The organism is Streptosporangium sp. NPDC002544 (assembly GCF_040295965.1).
Taxonomy (GTDB): domain Bacteria; phylum Actinomycetota; class Actinomycetes; order Streptosporangiales; family Streptosporangiaceae; genus Streptosporangium.
In genome coordinates this window covers 74265-92013 of sequence record NZ_JBEOWJ010000007.1, presented here as the reverse complement: position 1 = coordinate 92013, position 17749 = coordinate 74265, and the positions used below count along the sequence as shown (strand labels likewise).

The following is a 17749-nucleotide window of genomic DNA, read 5'->3' as shown; positions in this document are numbered from 1 at the left end:
CCGTACGAGGCATCGCACCCGCCGTTCCCAGGCGGCGAGGTTGAGCGCGACTGTACAGTTTTCGGCTCTGTCGCAGATTCGAAAGAGGCAGAGCCGTTAACTGGACACACCTGCAGCTAGCGAACGCAAAACTTGCTTGCTAGGGATCGCATCTGGTCAGCACACTCGGGTCCATGCATATCGTGTCCTTCCCTGAGTTGGCCACTCCCACCGAGCTGTTGTTCCAGGTCCGGGAGCTGCAGCGGGAAGCCTGGCCGTCCTACACTTTCCCAGCGCCCGGCAGTGGTGAGCCGAACCACGACCCCGCCCTGGCCCCGCTGTCCATGCTGCTGCTGGTCGACGACGACATCGTCGTGGCCGCCTTGGACATCCTCTCCAAAGAGATCATGCACCATGGCCAGCGTTATCGCGCTGCGGGGTTGAGCACCGTGGTGACCCGGAAGGCAGCACGCGGCCGGGGACACGGCCGCATGTTGATCACCGCCGCCCGCACAGCGATGGCGGACGCCGGCTTCGACATCGGCCTGTTCACCTGCGATCGCCCTCTTCAGGCCTTCTACGAAAGCGGCGGATGGCAGTTACTGCCTGGCACAGTCTTGATCGGAGGAACCCCTGAAGAGCCCTTCCCCAGCGATCAACCCGGCTTCGACAAAGTCACGATGGCCGACTTCTTCTCCGCTACGAGCCGGCAACACCGGCCGTCGTTCCACCACGCTCGAATCAAGCTCTATCCAGGCCTGATCGACAAACTCTGGTAGGGCCTCGAGCCCGTTACCCGGCGAAGTTGGCCTGGGCCATCGAATCACGCCCACCATGGCCTGGCGCCTTCGCTGTGACGCGGCCCCTTGCGAGCGAAGGACTGCCGCCGCCAAGCGCCGCGAGGCCACTGGTGCCATGCTGCCCGGCAAGAAGAAGACCGGCCGACCTCGTGTCATCGGCCCTGCCCAGCTGGCGACGCTGCGCCGCTTGGTCGACGACGGCGTCTCGGTCACCGAGGCCGCGCGCACCCTCGAAATCGGCCGTTCCACCGCCTACTCAGCCCTCACACAACGCTGACTAGCAGCTATCTCACCCCGCGGCCCGTTTCTGCCGTATTCCCGGTGGCACCCCAATAAGAGACCCCCGGCGGGGTGCTCCAACGGGGGAGGTGGAGCCGGAGCGGCACGCAGGTTCTTTCGTGGGGGACGAATCCGTGTGCCGCCACCCGCCGGGGGTGGTTCGTCGGCTCCCAGCGGGTGCTGGGAGCGGCGCGTCACCCCGGCTGAGCGGAGGTCGGCGCTCCGGTGAGGAGATCATCCGGAGACGACGGGGCTGATCTCTCGGCGAGACCCTCGTCAGAGCGCGGCGGATCCGCGGGAAGCTCGCACCAGACGGTCCGGCCGGGTTCGCGGCCGTGGGAGCGGTAGCCCCAGTTTCCGCCGGAGAGCATGCCGACGATGGCCAGCCCTCGGCCGTTCTCCATCAGGAGGCATGCCGGGTCCGCCCGGAGGCGGGGTTCCTCGGCGCCCAGGCCCGCGTCCACGACCTCGATGCGCAGCAGCCCGCCGTACGCCAGCAGCCGCAGGACCAGCGGATCGTTATTGGCGGCCCCGGCCTGCCCGGTGACCCCGTGCCGGGCGTGCTGGACGGCGTTGGTCACCAACTCGGACACGGCCAGCCGCGCGTTCTCATAGGCCGGATGACTCTCCCCCAGCCATTTACGAACCTCCTCCCGCGCGCTCGATGCGGCCTCGGGACCACTGGTCAGAAATATCTCGCTGAACGTCTCCGGTTTCATGGAATTGCCCCTTCCGACCGAATTAAGCCGACCTGCCGTCACCGGAGCCATTAACTGACATCCCGTGACAGCTATAGCTCGACAGGCACACGGTCCCAAACACCGAGGCACAGCGGAAGCCAAACCGCGCTTACCACGGGTTCACAGTTTGCGAAGTAAGTTCGCAACACTGTGAACCCACGAAAACTTCGTATCCATTCCCTCGGCAATGAAAATGAAGGAGACTCCTAAAGAGGCAACGAGAGGAGACCGAAATGAGCATCGTCCCGGAGCCGGAGCCAGAGCCAGACTCGGATCTAGAGTTTGATACGCACTCATACGAATCCACGCGCGTTCAATTCGGCAGAGAGCTACGGAAATACCGGATTTTATCCGGACTTACCCAGAGGCAACTCTGCATCGCGGTCCCCATCGCCATAAGCCATCTGAGCATGTTGGAGAACGGTCACCGGGCTCCTACCAGGAAACTGGCCCACCAGCTGGACGAGGCCCTCGACCTGGGCACAACGCTCGTCGACCTACTGGACCGCCTGGACCGCATCGCCACACAGGTCCCCCGCTGGTTCCGCTCCTGGCTGGAGTTCGAGCCCGGAGCAGAGGCGTTTCACATGTGGGAACTATCGATGATTCCCGGACTCATGCAGGTGGAGGGATACGCGCGAGCTCTGATCGGTAACGAACCGGACGTCACGCCAGAACAGACGGACAAGCGTGTAGCGGCTCGTCTGGAGCGACAGGAAATCCTCAGGAGGCCCAAGCCTCCCAAGATCTGGGCGGTGCTGGACGAAAGCATCCTGCACAGACCCGTAGGCAGTCCGGAAGTGATGAAGTGCCAGCTTCAGCATCTCCTGGAACTCGGAGAAAGTTCCTCCACGTCACTTCACCTGCTTCCGTACACGGCTTACAGCACTGTGGGCCTACTTGGAAGCTTCGTCATCGCGGACATGCCCGAAGGGCAGCCTTCCGTGGCCTACATCGATTCCCAGAGCATGGGAGATCGAGTAACCGAGCGGGCCGATGAGGTGAAAGAGCTAGCATTCAGGCACAACGAGATCCGAGCCGACGCCCTGTCCCGGCGCGATTCACTCAGCATGATCAAGGAGGCGATCCAGAGATGGACGACCTGACCCAGGAGCTCCCCAGCGCCCATTGGCGCAAATCCACCCTCTCCGGCGGAGATGGAAGCAACTGCGTCGAAATCGCCAACCTCTCCAACAACCACCGAGGCATCCGCGACAGCAAAAACCCCACCGCCCCCGCCCTCATCCTCACCCCCGCAGCATGGGCCGTCTTCGCCGACAGCATCAAGAACGGCGCCTTCGACTGACCCGACGTTCAGCCGTACCCGCAACAAGCCCTCTGGCCCACGACCGGAGGGCTTGTCAGTACTTCACAGGAGTAAAACCGTCGGCCTGATACCTCGCTCCGCAGCCGAGTGAGAAATCGGCAAGACCTGTGGATCGGGTGGTTGTCATACCGCCGTGGGGTCGGCGGGGTGTTCGACGAGTCGGCCGTTGATGAAGGTCACGCCGACGCTCTGCCGCGCTGCTGGTGAGCGTTCAGGCGATGTGGGTGTCGTACTCCTCGCGATTGGCGAATACCTCGTCCATGTGCGCCTCGGCCCACACCTTCATGCCGCGTATCACGTGGTGGAGCGAGAGACCGAGGTCGGTCAGCTCGTACGTGACCGTGACCGGCACCGTCGGCGTCACGGTGCGGGTGACCAGCCCGTCACGCTCAAGGGAGCGCAGCGTCTGGGTGAGCATCTTCTGGCTGACCCCGGCCAGCCTGCGGGACAGCTCGGAGTAGCGCATCGACCGCGGCTCACCGGCGCAGTCGCCTCCGGGCTGCTGCGGGCCGTCGCTGCCGAGCGCGGCCAGGATCAGCGCGACCCACTTGTCGGAGATCCGGTCGAGCAACTGGCGGCTTGGGCACCTCGCCAGGAACGCGTCGTAGTCCCCCTTCGCCTGTGTCCGCTTCTGGGCCGCCGTCCTCGTTGGCATCGGCCGCTCCTTCCTACCGGGGGGTGACCTACGCACTTCGAAGTGCGTACTTCCCGCTGGAGAGCTACCTGCCCATAGTGATGCAGGTCAACCGTCGAACACAAGCCACTCGGAATTCGCCAACACATCCCTACAGCAACGCATGGAGCGAGCATGATCTGGACAGCCGGCTTCCGCACCGCAGTGATCAGTCCCTACGAGCAGATCCAGCTCACCGAACCGCGCGGCTTCGCCGACCAGACAGTGCGTCAGGTGCTCCACATGGCCGGTGGCGGAGAACGCCTCCGCGTACGCCTGACGAACCGCTACGGCCGCACCCCCTTGACTATCGCCGCCGCGACGGCCGCCACCGAGCACGGGCAAGCCGCCCTCACCTTCAACGGCGCCGAGAAGCTCACCATCCCGCCGGGAGAAGAGGTCACCGGCGATCTGATGGATCTCCCCGTCGCCCCCGGCGCCGACCTGTTCCTCAGCCTCTACCTCCCTGAGGAGACAGGCCTGGCCACCTATTCCCACAGGCCCGCGGAGACCGCTCACATCGTCGGCGGGAACCACGTCGCCTCTCCCGCGCTCCCTGATGCCGAGCAGGTGGAAGCCAGGTTCTACGTCTCGGGCGTCGACGTGCTCACCCCGGACGACACCGCGCTCGCCGTGGCGTTCGGCGACTCCTGGTTCGAAGGGGTCGGCTCCACGACCGGCGCGAACAACCGCTTCGTGGACTTCCTCAACCGGCGCCTCAAGCGAGGATGGGTCGTCAACCAGGGCATCGCCGGAAACCGCCTACTGCGGGACGAGGTCGGCGAACACGCGCTGGCGCGCTTCGACCACGACGTCCTCCCGATTCCCGGCCTGACCCACGTCCTGGTGCACTTCGGCATAAACGACCTCGGCCTCCCCGGCATGTACGGCGAGCCTCCCGCCACCTCCGACGCCCTCGTCGAGGGCTTCAAGGCCCTGGCCCACCGCGCCCACCAGGCCGACCTGAAGATCCTCGCCGCCACCATCGGCCCCTTCGCGGGCGCCGTCTACCCCGGGATCAGTACCCCCGAGGGCCTCGCCGCCCGACGCGAGGTGAACGACTGGATCCGTACCACCGACACTTTCGACGCTGTCTTTGATGTGGCCCGAGCTGTCGAGGACCCCGAAGCCCCCGACTACATCCACCCCGCCCTGGACAGCGGCGACGGCATGCACCTCAACGACAAAGGCGCCCAGGCCATGGCCAACGCCGTAAACCTGGAAACCCTCGCCCTCTAGCCGCCTCTGTGACGGGCCCGAACGGCCGGCCTCCGAGTGTCCACCCCGCCGACGGCCCGAGTGAACCCCGAGCGGGCCCGCACGAACTCGATGCCCTCGTCAAACGCCTACCACCCCGCCGAGGACAAACGACTCGACCAGCGCCCACTGCTCGTCAACCCCACCGGCCCCGCCCTCATCCTCACCCCCGCGGCATGGGCCACCTTCGCCGACAGCATCAAGAACGGCGCCTTCGACTGACCCGACGTTCAGCCGTACGCTCCCTCAATCATGCCCTTCGGCCACCTGGCCGGAGGGCTCGTCAGTCCTCCACCGGGGCTGTGCTGGGATCAGGACTGGGACGCCGCGGTGAGCCTCGCGACATCGGAGGCGTAGACGGTCGTCCAGTGCGGATGCAGCCGGTAGTAGACCACGTCCTTGTCCCAGTCGAAGGCGTTGTCGCCGTAGAAGTCCTTGAAGTACGCGAGCAGGTCCGGCCAGTCCGCGGCCGGCTCGCCGTCCTGGGGGTTGAGGATCTCCACCGTGCCGTGCGTGAACACGCCCAGCTCCTCACCGCGCATGTGCGCGGCGCTGACGGCGGGCCGGGCCGCGAGATGTCGGGCCTTGGCGGCGTTGCGCGCCGTGCCGAAGTGCCACTTTCCGTGCAGGAAGTGCCCGTCCACACCGCTGATCCGCGGCTCGCCCTTCGCCGTCACGGTGGACAGGGCGAGGGTGCACATGCCGGTGAGGACCCCGGTGAGCTGCTCTGCGGTCAGGGTGCGCTCGCCGTTGATGATCGAGCGGAGGTGCGAGTTGGAGCGGGAGAGGGAGGCATCGAGGAGGGCCTGGAGCTCTTTGAGCTCTTCTGGCGTTTCGCGCATTGAAGTCCTTGTCTATCCGTAGGGCCCGGTCCACGCCCGCCATCGACGCCGACCGATGAAACCATGCTCGACCAAAAACCCGACACCTTGTGTCGTATTTCTTCATCCGTCTCGCGGACCGCGGCGGGCCGCCCAGCCGGACGCCACGCCCGGCGTCTTCGCGTACCCCCTCGCCCGTACCGACCCGCTCACCGTGGCCCGCTACCCGAGGTGGACGGTGTGGTCCCGCGTACCGGCACGGTCAGACCATGGCGGGGCCGACATAATCGCGGGGTGGACAGACCTTTCACCATCGGCGGCCTGACCCTGCGGACCGATGTGCGCCCCGCCGACTGGGCGGTGGCCGCGGCCCGGAACTTCAGCGACAACGTCGTGGGATGTCTGGTCCCACCGGTCTTCGCGGCCTACGCACGGGTGTTCCATCCGGCACTCCGGGAGGACGGCGAGCGGACCGAGGAGGTGTCCTGGGCGGAGGTGGCCGAGGCCAACGGGCGCCTGGCGCATCCGGCGATGCAGTGGCCCTCCATCACCGGCTCATGGCGGTTCGTCTCCTCCGACGACCAGCCGGGACTCTGGGACAGACTTCCGGAGGAGGGGTCCCTCCCGATACGGCAGGCGGCACGACTGGCCCGGATCCTCTCCGTGTACACCGCGACCCCCGAGCAGTGCTGGTTCGCCGTCTGGGAGGGCTTCGGTGGCCTCGGCCTTCCCGTGGAGGATGAGGAGATCCCGAGGGTGGAGATGCCCGCCCGGCCGATGCTGCTGCTGTCGGGGCCGCTGTCCGCCGCGACCGCCTCGCTCAGCGAGCCGTCGTGGCTCGACCAGCGGGCCAGCCTGTGGTGGCCGCGCGACCGCGCCTGGTGTGTCGCCACCGATGTCGACCTGATGTCCACCTACGTCGGCGGCACCCATGAGTGCGTCGCGACACTGGTCGCCGACGAGGAACTGGAGGCCATGGAGGTCGGCGCCGACCACCGACTCGCCTGGGACGGCGACTCCCTCAACCCGCCTCCTGCCGACCAGAGCCGGTAGGAGACGGCCCCGACCGGCCCAGGACCACTCACCTGACTTCCGGGTCCACCGTGATCACAACCTCGATCCCCACGCTCTCCCCCTGCTCCATCAGCCCGATCTGACGTAGGCGGGACAGGTCCACGTCCAGTCCGCGCTCCTCCGCCACGGCGAGCAGTGCGAGCACGGCCGGGTGCGCGGCGCCGTCGATCATCATCACTGGCTCCTCGAATCGCCAGCGCACCACCAGTTCGAGCGCCGCCTCGACGGTGCCGGTCTCGACTGTCCGTTCCGGCACCGAGAATCCGGCGGGCAGCGGCTGGGCAACAGGCCAGCAACACATCATCTCGATCGCCGTGTCACTGCCGGGTGTGGCCCGGAACGTCGACCAGAACGGGCCGGTCGGCGCGTTGCCAATCTCCGCCAGGGCCCGCCACAGCGCGGCGAACCCCTCGTTGACCTCCTCGTTCGCGCGTTCCACCTCGTCTGCTGTGAGATCGTCACCCCTCGGCATCCGCAGCACGACGCCCGCCCAGTGCTGCCGCTGCGCCCGGCGTTCCGCCACCTGCCAATCGTGGCGATCCTCACCGCCCAGCAACCGGCCGAGGACTTCGAACGCCTCATCCTGGCGTTCCCGCTCCGCGACCACCCTGCTGCGATGCTCGGCGAGCGTCGCGGCGGCCGTATCAGGATCGGCCAGGAGTCGCGGGGCGTCGGCCAGTGGGATATCGGCCGCGCGCAACACCTTCAGCCGGGTCGCCACCGCGAACTGGGAGGCGCGGTAGCGCCGGTGCCGCGACCACGGGTCTACCGAGGTCGGCTTCAGCAGGCCCTGCTCGTCGTAGAGACGTAGCGCCTTCAGGCTCAGTCCGGTCAACTCCGCGAATTCGCCGATGCTCATCATGAGATTCAGTGTGCGACCTCCCTCAGGGGGAGGTTCCACTCCTTTCACCGGAGGCTCTCCGGCGGAGCCCGACTCCCGACGCCGGCGATATTGTTCCCGCCATGCACCGATCAACCGAAGCCGGATCCTCCCCCGTGACGGCGGACGACCTTGACCTGGCCGTTCAGCTTGCCGTCGGCGTCCTTCGGGAGGCGCCTCCGGCGGCCTGGGAGGGCAAGGCCGGCTCGCTGGAGTGGGACTGCTGGGAGACCGTCGAGCACCTCAGCGACGACCTCTTCTCGTACGCCGCCCAGCTGGGCCCCAGGACACCGCCCCTGGACGGCGTCGTGCCCTTCGCGTGGGAGCGCAAAAGACCCCAAGGCCCGGCGAACGCCATCCACGCGGACCGCGCGGCGGGGCCGACCGGGCTGTTGCAGGTGCTGGAGGCGAGCGGCGCACTGCTGGTCGCCATGGTGCGTACGACACCGCCGGAGGTCCGCGCCCACCACGTGCACGGGACGTCGGACCCGGAGGGCTTCGCCGCGATGGGGATCGTGGAAACCCTGGTGCACACCCACGATCTGGCCGAGGGGCTGGGGCTCGTCTGGACCCCGCCCGCCGACCTGTGCTCGCGGGTGCTCGCCCGGCTCTTCCCGGACGTCCCGGCGAGCACGGACCCCTGGCCCACCCTGCTGTGGGCCACCGGACGCGCCGAACTCCCCGGGCGCCCACGTCTGACCACCTGGCGCTGGTACGGGGCACCCCGAGCGTAGATCTCCGAGGGCCCGCCGATGGTGACGGCTCCCGGCAGGGCCTTCGACACCGACGGCGTGCGCGGCGGCGAGACCTCCCCTGCCCGGCACCCCACTCGCTCTCTCATCCCTGCCCCACCCCTGAGAACCGATGATGAGTTGACTTATAAGAAACGTCCTCATCATTGATTGATGAGGTGAAGTACGGCGACGTCATCGGCCGCGCTCACCTTGAGCGCCTTGAGCGCCTCCGTGAACTGCTCATCCATCGCGACGACCGCGGGGCCCGGGGCGTACCGGGTGCGGGTGCACCTGCGCGGGCGCAAGCTCGTCTACCAGGTGCCGGACCCGCCTGACGGCGCCGTGGAGCTTCTGATCGTGGTGTTCCCCGGCGAGCAGAAGAAGCCGGTGGTCTACCGATAGAAGGCGACCCGAGCGCACGGTTGTCCATGCTTCCCAACGGGGGCAGATCCGGGGTCGAGGAACAGCGGGGCAGTCGTTGGCGGTGAGAAAGATCTTGTTTCTCGTTGTGGCGGTGAGCTGGTCGAATGCGAAAGGGCCAGGCGGTCAGAGCCCGCTGAAGTGAGGGCGCGGCTCCGGAAGACACCGCCCCGACGCCCTGCACAGTCTTCCGCGACCTGCGACGCAGCGGTTTACCGCCAATGACTGTCCCGCTGTTCCTCAACCCCGAAAACCGCTCTTCTTCTGGGCCTCCGAGTCGGGGTGTCGGTAAGACTCGTGCAGCCAGGTACAAGCGTTTGAGTTAGACCAGGCCGGACGGGTATCCGGGGATCTTTCGCGGACCGGGTGACGGGCTGGATCTTGTGCAGTCAGTATTGATCCGGATTCGTAGGGCGGTCGGTGGAAGGGCGGCCGCGGCTTGCGGGAGAGCCGGATGGCCGTGACGCACACGTTGGTGTGTCGTCCATGGAAACGCCTCACGGGCGTTGCAGCATGGACCCGTGAGTGATCAGAAGCTGCCCCGGCAGGACTGCGCCGCGACGGTGCTGGGCGGTCCCACGACCGTCATCGACGCCGGTGGCCTGCGTGTCGTCGTGGACCCGACCTTCGACGGCCCCGGCCCGCACGGCTACCTGACCAAGACGCTCGGCCCGGCGGTGACCGAGGACCGGCTGGGGGCCGTCGACCTGGTGCTGGTCAGCCACGACGCCCATCCGGACAACCTCGACGACCGGGGCCGCGCCTTCGCCATGGCGGCCCCGCTGACGCTCACTGTGCCCGGCGCGGCCGACCGGCTCGGCGCGTCGGCGGTGGGCCTGGCCCCCTGGACGACCTTCACCCTGCCCCGCCCGGACGGCGGCGGCGACCTGACCGTCCTGGCCGTCCCCGCCGTGCACGGCCCCGAGGACGGCGAGCGGGACCCGCAGGGCAACATCAACTGCGAGGTCACCGGCTTCGTGTTGTCGGGCGCGGACCTGCCCACCGTCTACGTCAGCGGCGACAACGCCTCCATGCGCGCCGTGGCCGCGATCGCCCGACGCGTGCCGGACATCGACGCGGCGGTGCTGAACGCCGGGGCGGCCCGCGTACCGGGCAAGTTCCGGCGACGTCCGGTGTCGCTGGACGGCCACCGGGCCGCGGCCGCCGCCGCGGTGCTGGGCGTCACGGTCGTGATCCCGGCCCACTACGACGGATGGACGCACTTCTCCGAAGGACGCGCGGAGGTGGAGACGGCCTTCGACGAGGCCGGCCTGTCAGCCCTGCTGCGCCTGGCCGACCACGGATCCTGGTCGGCACTGCGCGGCTAACGGTTCGCGTGGCCGCCGGCCATCGAAAAGGATGGGTGCGGATTGTGGCGACAAGACCGGACGCCCTGATGTTTCAGCAGCTCAGCCGTGCTCTGGCCGACTCCTTTTAGCGGTGACGAAGACCTCACCGACCAGGCACAACACGCTCGTCTGTACTTGATGACAGCCTTCGCACGCTGCTCCACCGTCATCACCGGCAGGGCCATCAGGCGCCTCTCCTATAGAGATCGGCTGGTCAGTGACTCCCGCCAGGGATCACGACGGGGCCGCCGTCGATCATCATCCCGCACAGCGTCAACAGATGTGACACCAAACCCGGTTCGCCGTTCCACTCCTACTGGCAGGCCAAGACGTCCCGGACGTCCGGCAAGACGTCCACGCAGACAGGCAGGACGTCCCCGCCGAGGAAGACGTCCCCATCGGGCGGGAGTGGAGCGAGACCGACGTGTGCCTGGCGCGCGTCGACGGCCGCCCTGGCAGAGGACGCCTGCTCACGCGGGGGTTGGCTCCGTACGCCAGCTCAGGCGCCTCAACTGCTCGCTGGGCCGGGGTGGCCTCGCGTCGCCGGGTCCTGGGCGTCGCCCGGTGCTGCTCCGGGAACGGCTGACCGCAGACGGCCTTGGGTTCCGGCGAACCCAAGGGTGCACAACCTCCCAGACCCCCCAACAGCCTGGGCTCGCCTCGTTGACCTGACCCGTCTCTACGAGGGTGTCTGAGCTTCCTCCCGTAGGCCGAGGGTCAGCGTGAGGCTGCCCGGGATCGCGGCGAAGGCGTCGCGGGTGTGGGCGGCCAGTTCGGCGCGGGTGGGGGCACCGGGCCGGGATATCCATGTCTCCAGGGCGCAGTGGAACGCGGCGACGAGCATGTCGAGGGCGAGCCTGGGGCGCAGGTCGTACGGGTCGGCCAGGTTGAACCTGCGGTGCAGGATCGCGAGTGCGGCGCGGCTGGTGCGGTCGCAGAAGTGCAGGCCGTGCGCGTCCATCGAGGGGGTTTTCTCCGCGAGTCGGCGACTGAGCCGAACACGGTTCTCCCAGCCCTCGGCGGTCATCCGGTCGAGGGCGGCGAGCAGGGCGTCCTGAAGCATCTCCAGGACGGGGCGGCCACCGGGTTCACGGGATTCGAGGTCGTCGAGGAAGGCGGTCCACAGGTCGTGGACGGGCGCCATCGCCACGTCTTCCTTACTGCTGAAGGTACGGAAGAAGGTGCGCTTGGAGATCTCGACCGCCGCGCAGAGCTCGTCGAGTGTCGTGCCGTCGAAACCCCGCTCGGTGAACAGTTCCAGAGCGGTGTCGATCAGCGCCTGGCGGGTGCGGAGCTTCTTGCGCTCGCGCAGCGGCAGCCGGTCGGCCGGGGTGGTCGGTGAGGGCGAGGTGGTCATCGCGGCCAGTCTAGCGAGATACGAATGCCACTTATAGGCTTATGCCACTCAGTGGCATTATGGTGATCGTCAACGTCCTCGCGAAAGGTTCACGACCCATGCGCGCTCTGCTTGTCGACCGTTCCCTGCCCGGCGGGCTGCGATCCGGCGAGGCCCCCGACCCCGCCCCCTCCCCCGGCCAGGCGCTGATCAGGGTGACAGCGACCTCCCTCAACTACGGCGAGGTCAAGTTCGGCCTGGACAACGCGCCCGAGGGCAGCGTGCCGGGCTGGGACGCGGCCGGGGTGGTGGAGCGAGCCGCCGCCGACGGCTCCGGCCCGGCCGCGGGCACCCCGGTGGTGACGCTCGCCGCCGACGGCGCGTGGGCCGAGTTGCGCGCCGTCGACACGGAGCTGATCGGCACGGTGCCGCAAGGTGCCGACCTCGGCGCGGTCGGCACCGTCCCGGTGGCGGGCGCCAGCGCACTGCGCGCCCTGCGCCGGCTTGGCCCGATCGCCGGAAAGCGGGTGCTGATCACCGGCGCCACCGGCGGGGTCGGACGGTACGCCGTGCAGCTCGCCCGGCTCGACGGCGCGCACGTGGTGGCGTCCACCGGCGACCCGGGAGCGCACGAGAACAGCCTGCGGGCACTGGGCGCGCACGAGGTGGTGGCCGGCCCATCCGAGGTCGATGCCCCGGTGAACGGCATCGTCGAACTGGTCGGCGGACGCCAGCTCGTGGACGGCTTCGACAAGCTTGCCGAGGGCGGCACACTCGTGTCCGTCGGGCACGCGACCAGCGAGGGCGAGCACTTCCCGTTCGGGGCGCTGTTCGGCGACCAGGGCCGCCACGACCGCTCGATCGTCACCTTCTTCCTGCTCGCCTGCTCGGGCCTGGCACCGGACCTGACCTGGCTGGCCGGGCAGGTCGCGGCCGGCCGCCTGGACCCGCAGATCTCCTGGCGGGGCGGCTGGGACAAGGCCGCCGAGGCGGTCGAGGCTCTCCGCGACCGCAGGCTGCACGGCAAGGCGGTTCTCGACATCGGCTGAGCCGGTCGCGTTTCCCTGATTCGCGAACGGCGGGCAGGCGACCAGACGCTCCTTCCTTGATGATCCGGGTGTTTCCGCACACCGGGGCGTGCGGAAACACCCGGATCAAGGAAGAGCCGACAGCGCCCTCCCGGCCCCGCTCCGAGATCCGCCGACGCGCTCACCGCGGAAATGAAAACGATTCTTTACATGACCTTGATTATGACTGTATGTTGTTGCCCGATCACCCTACGCACTCAAACGAATGTAGGTGAGCAACCATGCCGGACAACGGCACCGAACATCCCCCGGACCCCCGGGTGGCGTTCGCGGACGCCACGGCGGCCAGCACGGGAGAGACGAGCGAGCGGCCGGGAGCGGCCGACCGCGTCGCGGTCGTCGCGAAGAGCGACGACCACCTTCCCCCGGTGGCCGGCGAGGCGCTTGACGACAGGCCCCTCGCCCTGCGGTTCACGGAAGCGGAGGAGTAGACATGCAGCTGCGTTTCCGTAACCGCTACGGCTCCAAGGTGTGGGTCGCGATCATGTTCTACAGCCCCGACGGCTGCCGCGACTACGGTCAGTGGGGCACCCGGGGCTGGTGGGCCATCGACCCGGGCGGCGAGGCGTTCGTCCTCAACACCAACAACCGCTACGCCGCCTACTACGCCGAGGCCGCCAACGGGGCCGTCTGGACCGGCGCCTACGGCCCGATGTACGTCTATCAGAACGCCTTCGACTCCTGCATCAACATCGGCAGCACCGCGGCCAGGCGCGTGGGCACCCGTCTGATCGACATGAACGGCTACTCCACGTACTACGTCAACCTCGTCGCCTGATCCACCCCTCACCTGACGCCCCCGACCGGCACCGACCGGCACTGACCGGCCCGGCCCTGTGGTGAGGACCCAACTGAGCGCCTCCTGCGTGACGGACACCGATCTCCCTTCTCCGGGTCCGTCCCCTTCTACCGGGAGGCGCTCGCCCCCAGAGCGCACCTTCTCTCCTGAGAGATCACCTCACCTGTGGGTCCCGTTCCGGGCCAGCGTGACCGCCTCGGCGAAGCGGTGATATCGGGACAGCTCCTCCTCCATGGGGTCGAGCACCAGCTCGCGGGCGACCCGGTCGACACTCGCCCGCAACGCCCTCGCCGCCCTGCGGGCGCGGCGCCGGCCGCCGAGCCAGGAGGCCACCCGGGAGAGCAGCGCGATCAGCAGGCCGAGCAGGACACCCCCGATCAGCAGCGTGGTCGGCCAGGGCAGCTCTCCCGCGGTCGGCAGGTAGAGCTGCGGAAGTCGTAGGTAGTCGATGGCGACCAGGGCGAGCAGCCAGGCCCCTCCGGCGAGCACCGTCGCCAGCGCCAGCCACTGCGCCAGCCCGGCCAGCCGCCACCACAGGGGCCGCCGGGCGGCACCGAGAGAGGTGGTGGCGACCGCTCGGTCCAGGCCGTCCTCCAGCTCGTCCCCGTGTGACCTCGCCGCCTGCCGCACGGCCGTCGTCCACGGCGCGGGCAGCCCGGCCGAGGCGTTTCTCGCGGCCTCCCTGATCGCGTTGTCCATCCGGGAGCGCTGGACGACCGTCGCCACCGGGATCGAGGTCCTCCCGACGATGTCCCCCGGCTCCCCGGAGACACGGCTGGTGGCGTCCAGGCGGAGGCGGCGGAGCGGGTCGGGCCGCAGGCGGCGGATCCACCGGGTGGGCGGCCATCCCGTGGCGGCGACCGAGCGGTGCCGGTAGGACCTGGCCACGGCCTCGACGACGGCCGGCACCCCGGCGGCCTCCGACAGCGCGTCCCTCAGCGGCTTCACCAGATTGTCCATCGAGGGGGTCTCCCCCGGAGTGGTGACGCTGGACGCCTCTCCAAGCGCGTCGGCGGCCATGCCGGTGTCGGCGGCGAGACGTGCGGCCCAGGACCGCCGGTCGGCGACCCGGGAGGCGAGCAGGGAGCGCAGCTCGGGGATGCCCGCGCCGGTGCGGGCGGAGACCCCGATCACCGGCACCCCGGCCAGCCCGTCGGTGTCGAGGAGCCGCCGGAGGTCTTTCAGGCACCGCTCGGCGGCGGCCGGGGAGAGCCGGTCGATCTGGTTGAGGACGACGACCATGACCTCCCGGTGCCGGGCCAGCGGCCTGAGGTAGCGGTCGTGGACCGCCGCGTCGGCGTACTTCTGCGGATCGAGCACCCAGACCAGCAGGTCCACCAGCTCGACGAGCCGGTCGACCTCCAGCCGGTGCGAAGACTCGATCGAGTCGTGGTCGGGCAGGTCGAGCAGGATCAGCCCCACGGCCTCCCCGCCCATCCCGGACGGCTGACCGACGGGCACGGGAGCATCGGGGACGGCGGAACGGATCTCGCGACCGCCCTCGGAAACGCCGGAGCCGGGAACGTCGAGAAGCTCCTGCTCCCCGGAGCCGAACTCCTCCTGGGCGACGTCAGCGGAGCGGATCTCGCGATCTCTCTCGGGGGTGACACCGGCCGAGCCTGAGGTGTCGAGAAGCTCGTGGCGGCGGGGGACACCCAGCCAGTCGAGCAGCGGTCCCGCCCCGCCGCCCTCCCAGAGGGCGGCCTGGGCGGTCGAGGTGGTCGGCCGGGTGACCCCGACCGTGGCGAGCGAGGTGCCGGACAGCAGGTTGAACAGCGAGGACTTACCGCTGCCGGTGGCTCCGGCCAGCGCGACCGCGGTGTGGTCGACCGACAGGCTTGCCCGTACCCCGGCGCGGGAGACCACCGAACGCGCCGCGGCGACCGCCTCGGCGTCCAGCCGCCCGTCGGCCAGGTCGGCGGCCCGCGCCAGCGCCGCCAGCCGGTCGTCCAGCGAGACCGCCTTCTCCCGTCGCAGCAGCTTCACTCCTCGCCCGCCTCTCCCTCGCCGGGAGCCCGCCGGCCCCCGTCATCAGGTCCGCCCGGCGGACGCGGAGAGCCGGACCCGCCTGTCGCGCGCGGAGAATCAGGTTCACCGTCCGCCCGTGGAACATCGTCGGATCCGCCCGGCGAGCGCGAATGACCGGGTCCACCGGCCGCGTGCGGGAAATCCGGCCTTTCTGCCGGATGCTGGACGCCGTCGGACCGTCGCCGGGAATCGCATACGGTCTCCGAGCCTTCTTCAGGCGCCGTCGTGGCGGAAGCGGCGGAACCCGCGCCCTCTGGGACCGCGCCCGGCGAAAGAGCTGCCCGGCGGTTCGCGACGGGCAGTTCGCGCAGGTGCTCGCGTACCGCGTCCGCGGTGGCGCGGAGGGCGGGGGCGGTGCTCTCGGGGGGCTGGACGGCGTCCAGGAGGGCGATGAACCGGTCGGCGTCCTCACCGAGCAGGATCGCCACCCGGGCGCGCAGGTCGGAGCGGGCCTTGACGGTGAGGGTGCGGACGGCCTGGTCGCCGAAGACAGCCTCCAGGACCTTCTGGCTGAGCACGCTGGTGCCTCCGGCGATGCCGACCTCGATGCCGGTCAGGCCACCGGTCGAGGCGAACACCGCGAGCATCAGCAGCAGCCCGGCGCCGTTGAGTCCGAACGAGGTGATGCGGGCGGTGGTCCGCTTGTCCGCCCCCTCCTTTCTGACCAGGTCGAGCACGTACGACTGCCAGCCCCTGACCGCCTCCTGCGCCCTGGCGGGCAGGTCGGCGGAGGCCCGGCCGAGACGCCCCGCGGTGGCGACCCCCTCGCGCTCCAGCAGGGCGCGCCCCGCCGGGTGCGACGACCACGACTCCATCAGGCGCTCGGCGGCACCGTCGGCCGAGGCCCTGATCAGTGCCTCCACCCCGCTCTCCAGCGCGACCCGCAGCTCGCTCTCCGGCGCGGGCCGCCCGGTGACGAACGCCACGACCCGGTCCCTGAGCCGGCCGACCCGGCTCTCCAGGGAGCGCATCAGGTCACCGGTCCCGATGAAGTCCTGCCAGCGGGCCAGGACCTCCCCCCTCAGCAGCGACCCGTCTCGCATGCCCTCGTCGAAGGAGGCGAGGCCCACGGCGTAGGCGGCGTCCGCCATCGAGCGCAGTTCGGCGGCCCCGGCGTGCTGGCGCTCGACCGCTCCGGCGAGCGCGGGAACGCGGGTGGAGAGGCTCTCCAGCGCACCGGACAGGGTGTGGCGCACCACGTCGGCGCGGGAACGGGAGTCGGCGGCGATGACGGTGAGCCAGTCGGCGATCGGCTGGACCGCCTGGCGCGGCAGCCGGGCGTTCTCCTCGGGCAGCACCAGCTCGGGCACCTCGAAAAGCTGAGTTCCGCCCAGACCGTTGGCCTCCAGCAGCCGGGCCAGGTCCTTGCGCACCACGCCCAGCGCCTCCGGCGGCACCCGGGAGAGGATGACGGCCAAGGCCGTGCTCCGCTCACTGGCCGAGCGCAGGAAACTCCAGGGGACCTCGTCGGCGTACCGGGCGGCGGTGGTGGTGAACAGCCACAGGTCGGCGGCGGCGAGCAGCTGGGCGGCCAGCTCGCGGTTGGCGGTGACGACCGAGTCGATGTCGGGGGCGTCCAGCAGGGCCAGTCCCGGCGGGAGCGCCTCGGTGGTGACGACCCTGAGCGAGCCGGGCTCGCCCCTGCGGTTCCCGGTGACGCGGGGCAGGCCGGGCAGGATGTTCTGGGCGGTGAACCAGTCGCGGTCGGCGGGACTGGTGACCAGGGTGGGGGCCATCGTCGTGGGCCGCAGCACGCCGGGCTCGGAGACGTCCGCACCGACCAGGGAGTTCACCAGCGTGGACTTGCCGGCCCCGGTGGAGCCGCCGACGACGGCGAGCAGCGGGGCGTCGATGGCGCTCAGCCTGGGGATGAGGTAGTCGTCGAGCTGGCCGGTCAGCTCGCGCAGTGCCCGGCGGTCAGCCGTCACGTCGCCGATCGCGAGGGGGAACAGGTCACGGTCGAGATGTCGCCGCAACTCTCGCAACGTCTCCAGCAGACCGTCGTTGTCGCCCATACGGTCGATCCTGCCCGACAGGATGCCCCTCTAGACGCGATCGGCACCACCGCTCGCCCGGGTCATGGCGGCGAACCCTGCCGACGGGACCCCCTCCGACGAAATTGGCCCCACCGCCTGACCGGGTTACGGGGGCGAACTCGGTAAAGC

At 69.4% G+C, this 17749-nt stretch carries 20 protein-coding genes; 13 read left to right on the top strand and 7 right to left on the bottom strand.

Features of this window, described 5'->3' with window-relative positions; all coding sequences use genetic code 11:
• Positions 1-173: 173 nt before the first annotated feature.
• Together ABT061_RS12495 and ABT061_RS12490 are read left to right on the top strand one after the other, a co-directional pair.
• Positions 174-758, top strand: coding sequence for a GNAT family N-acetyltransferase (locus ABT061_RS12495; protein ID WP_350915710.1), 585 nt, complete (start codon positions 174-176; stop codon positions 756-758).
• Positions 759-894: 136 nt separating this feature from the next.
• Entirely contained in the window at positions 895-1056 is a 162-nt protein-coding gene (locus ABT061_RS12490; RefSeq protein ID WP_350915708.1) for a helix-turn-helix domain-containing protein, read from the top strand.
• Between the two features lie 196 nt (positions 1057-1252).
• On the opposite strand, the gene ABT061_RS12485 is transcribed toward ABT061_RS12490, so the two are convergent.
• Positions 1253-1777, bottom strand: coding sequence for an ATP-binding protein (locus tag ABT061_RS12485; RefSeq protein WP_350915706.1), 525 nt, complete (start codon positions 1775-1777; stop codon positions 1253-1255).
• 254 nt (positions 1778-2031) lie between these two features.
• On the opposite strand from ABT061_RS12485, the gene ABT061_RS12480 reads away from it, so the two are divergent.
• Together ABT061_RS12480 and ABT061_RS12475 are read left to right on the top strand one after the other, a co-directional pair.
• Complete coding sequence (locus ABT061_RS12480; RefSeq protein WP_350915704.1) at positions 2032-2904, top strand: helix-turn-helix domain-containing protein; 873 nt, start codon at positions 2032-2034, stop codon at positions 2902-2904.
• Positions 2892-3104 carry a DUF397 domain-containing protein gene (locus tag ABT061_RS12475; RefSeq protein ID WP_350915702.1) on the top strand — a complete coding sequence of 71 codons (213 nt, stop codon included), beginning with the start codon at positions 2892-2894 and terminating at the stop codon, positions 3102-3104. Before ABT061_RS12480 ends, ABT061_RS12475 begins: the two co-directional genes overlap by 13 nt.
• Positions 3105-3336: 232 nt before the next feature.
• Here ABT061_RS12475 and ABT061_RS12470 read toward each other — a convergent pair whose 3' ends face one another.
• A complete protein-coding gene (locus ABT061_RS12470) occupies positions 3337-3780 on the bottom strand; it encodes a winged helix-turn-helix transcriptional regulator (RefSeq protein ID WP_350915700.1) in 444 nt (147 codons plus the stop codon).
• A 153-nt stretch (positions 3781-3933) separates the two neighbouring features.
• Here ABT061_RS12470 and ABT061_RS12465 point away from each other — a divergent pair, with 153 nt between their 5' ends.
• Both ABT061_RS12465 and ABT061_RS12460 read left to right on the top strand, forming a co-directional pair.
• Positions 3934-5037 (top strand): GDSL-type esterase/lipase family protein, encoded by a 1104-nt coding sequence (locus ABT061_RS12465; protein ID WP_350915698.1) that lies wholly within the window; start codon positions 3934-3936, stop codon positions 5035-5037.
• Between the two features lie 90 nt (positions 5038-5127).
• Positions 5128-5277, top strand: coding sequence for a DUF397 domain-containing protein (locus ABT061_RS12460; protein WP_350915697.1), 150 nt, complete (start codon positions 5128-5130; stop codon positions 5275-5277).
• An 89-nt stretch (positions 5278-5366) separates the two neighbouring features.
• Here ABT061_RS12460 and ABT061_RS12455 read toward each other — a convergent pair whose 3' ends face one another.
• A complete protein-coding gene (locus ABT061_RS12455; protein WP_350915695.1) occupies positions 5367-5897 on the bottom strand; it encodes a pyridoxamine 5'-phosphate oxidase family protein in 531 nt (176 codons plus the stop codon).
• Between the two features lie 273 nt (positions 5898-6170).
• Here ABT061_RS12455 and ABT061_RS12450 point away from each other — a divergent pair, with 273 nt between their 5' ends.
• The gene (locus ABT061_RS12450; RefSeq protein ID WP_350915693.1) at positions 6171-6929 is read left to right on the top strand and encodes a hypothetical protein; all 759 of its coding nucleotides are present in this window, start codon (positions 6171-6173) and stop codon (positions 6927-6929) included.
• 28 nt (positions 6930-6957) lie between these two features.
• Here the strand turns inward: ABT061_RS12450 and ABT061_RS12445 are convergent, their stop codons facing one another.
• Positions 6958-7812 (bottom strand): MerR family DNA-binding transcriptional regulator, encoded by an 855-nt coding sequence (locus ABT061_RS12445; protein ID WP_350915691.1) that lies wholly within the window; start codon positions 7810-7812, stop codon positions 6958-6960.
• A gap of 101 nt (positions 7813-7913) precedes the next feature.
• On the opposite strand from ABT061_RS12445, the gene ABT061_RS12440 reads away from it, so the two are divergent.
• From ABT061_RS12440 to ABT061_RS12430, 3 genes are all read left to right on the top strand, one after another.
• A complete protein-coding gene (locus tag ABT061_RS12440; protein ID WP_350915689.1) occupies positions 7914-8564 on the top strand; it encodes a maleylpyruvate isomerase N-terminal domain-containing protein in 651 nt (216 codons plus the stop codon).
• Between the two features lie 219 nt (positions 8565-8783).
• Positions 8784-8966 carry a hypothetical protein gene (locus ABT061_RS12435; RefSeq protein ID WP_350915687.1) on the top strand — a complete coding sequence of 61 codons (183 nt, stop codon included), beginning with the start codon at positions 8784-8786 and terminating at the stop codon, positions 8964-8966.
• A 539-nt stretch (positions 8967-9505) separates the two neighbouring features.
• The gene (locus ABT061_RS12430; RefSeq protein WP_350915685.1) at positions 9506-10312 is read left to right on the top strand and encodes an MBL fold metallo-hydrolase; all 807 of its coding nucleotides are present in this window, start codon (positions 9506-9508) and stop codon (positions 10310-10312) included.
• Between the two features lie 700 nt (positions 10313-11012).
• Here ABT061_RS12430 and ABT061_RS12425 read toward each other — a convergent pair.
• The gene (locus ABT061_RS12425; RefSeq protein WP_350915683.1) at positions 11013-11690 is read right to left on the bottom strand and encodes a TetR family transcriptional regulator; all 678 of its coding nucleotides are present in this window, start codon (positions 11688-11690) and stop codon (positions 11013-11015) included.
• Between the two features lie 98 nt (positions 11691-11788).
• On the opposite strand from ABT061_RS12425, the gene ABT061_RS12420 reads away from it, so the two are divergent.
• From ABT061_RS12420 to ABT061_RS12410, 3 genes are all read left to right on the top strand, one after another.
• Entirely contained in the window at positions 11789-12718 is a 930-nt protein-coding gene (locus ABT061_RS12420; RefSeq protein ID WP_350915681.1) for a zinc-binding dehydrogenase, read from the top strand.
• 260 nt (positions 12719-12978) lie between these two features.
• Entirely contained in the window at positions 12979-13188 is a 210-nt protein-coding gene (locus ABT061_RS12415) for a hypothetical protein (RefSeq protein WP_343974976.1), read from the top strand.
• A gap of 2 nt (positions 13189-13190) precedes the next feature.
• Positions 13191-13535: a DUF1036 domain-containing protein gene (locus ABT061_RS12410; RefSeq protein WP_343974979.1), complete on the top strand. Its 345-nt coding sequence runs from the start codon at positions 13191-13193 to the stop codon at positions 13533-13535.
• A gap of 180 nt (positions 13536-13715) precedes the next feature.
• Here ABT061_RS12410 and ABT061_RS12405 read toward each other — a convergent pair whose 3' ends face one another.
• Together ABT061_RS12405 and ABT061_RS12400 are read right to left on the bottom strand one after the other, a co-directional pair.
• On the bottom strand, positions 13716-15542 hold the full coding sequence (locus ABT061_RS12405) for a GTPase (RefSeq protein ID WP_350915679.1): 1827 nt from the start codon (positions 15540-15542) through the stop codon (positions 13716-13718).
• A complete protein-coding gene (locus tag ABT061_RS12400) occupies positions 15539-17599 on the bottom strand; it encodes an ABC transporter (RefSeq protein ID WP_350915677.1) in 2061 nt (686 codons plus the stop codon). Before ABT061_RS12400 ends, ABT061_RS12405 begins: the two co-directional genes overlap by 4 nt.
• Between the last annotated feature and the right edge of the window lie 150 nt (positions 17600-17749).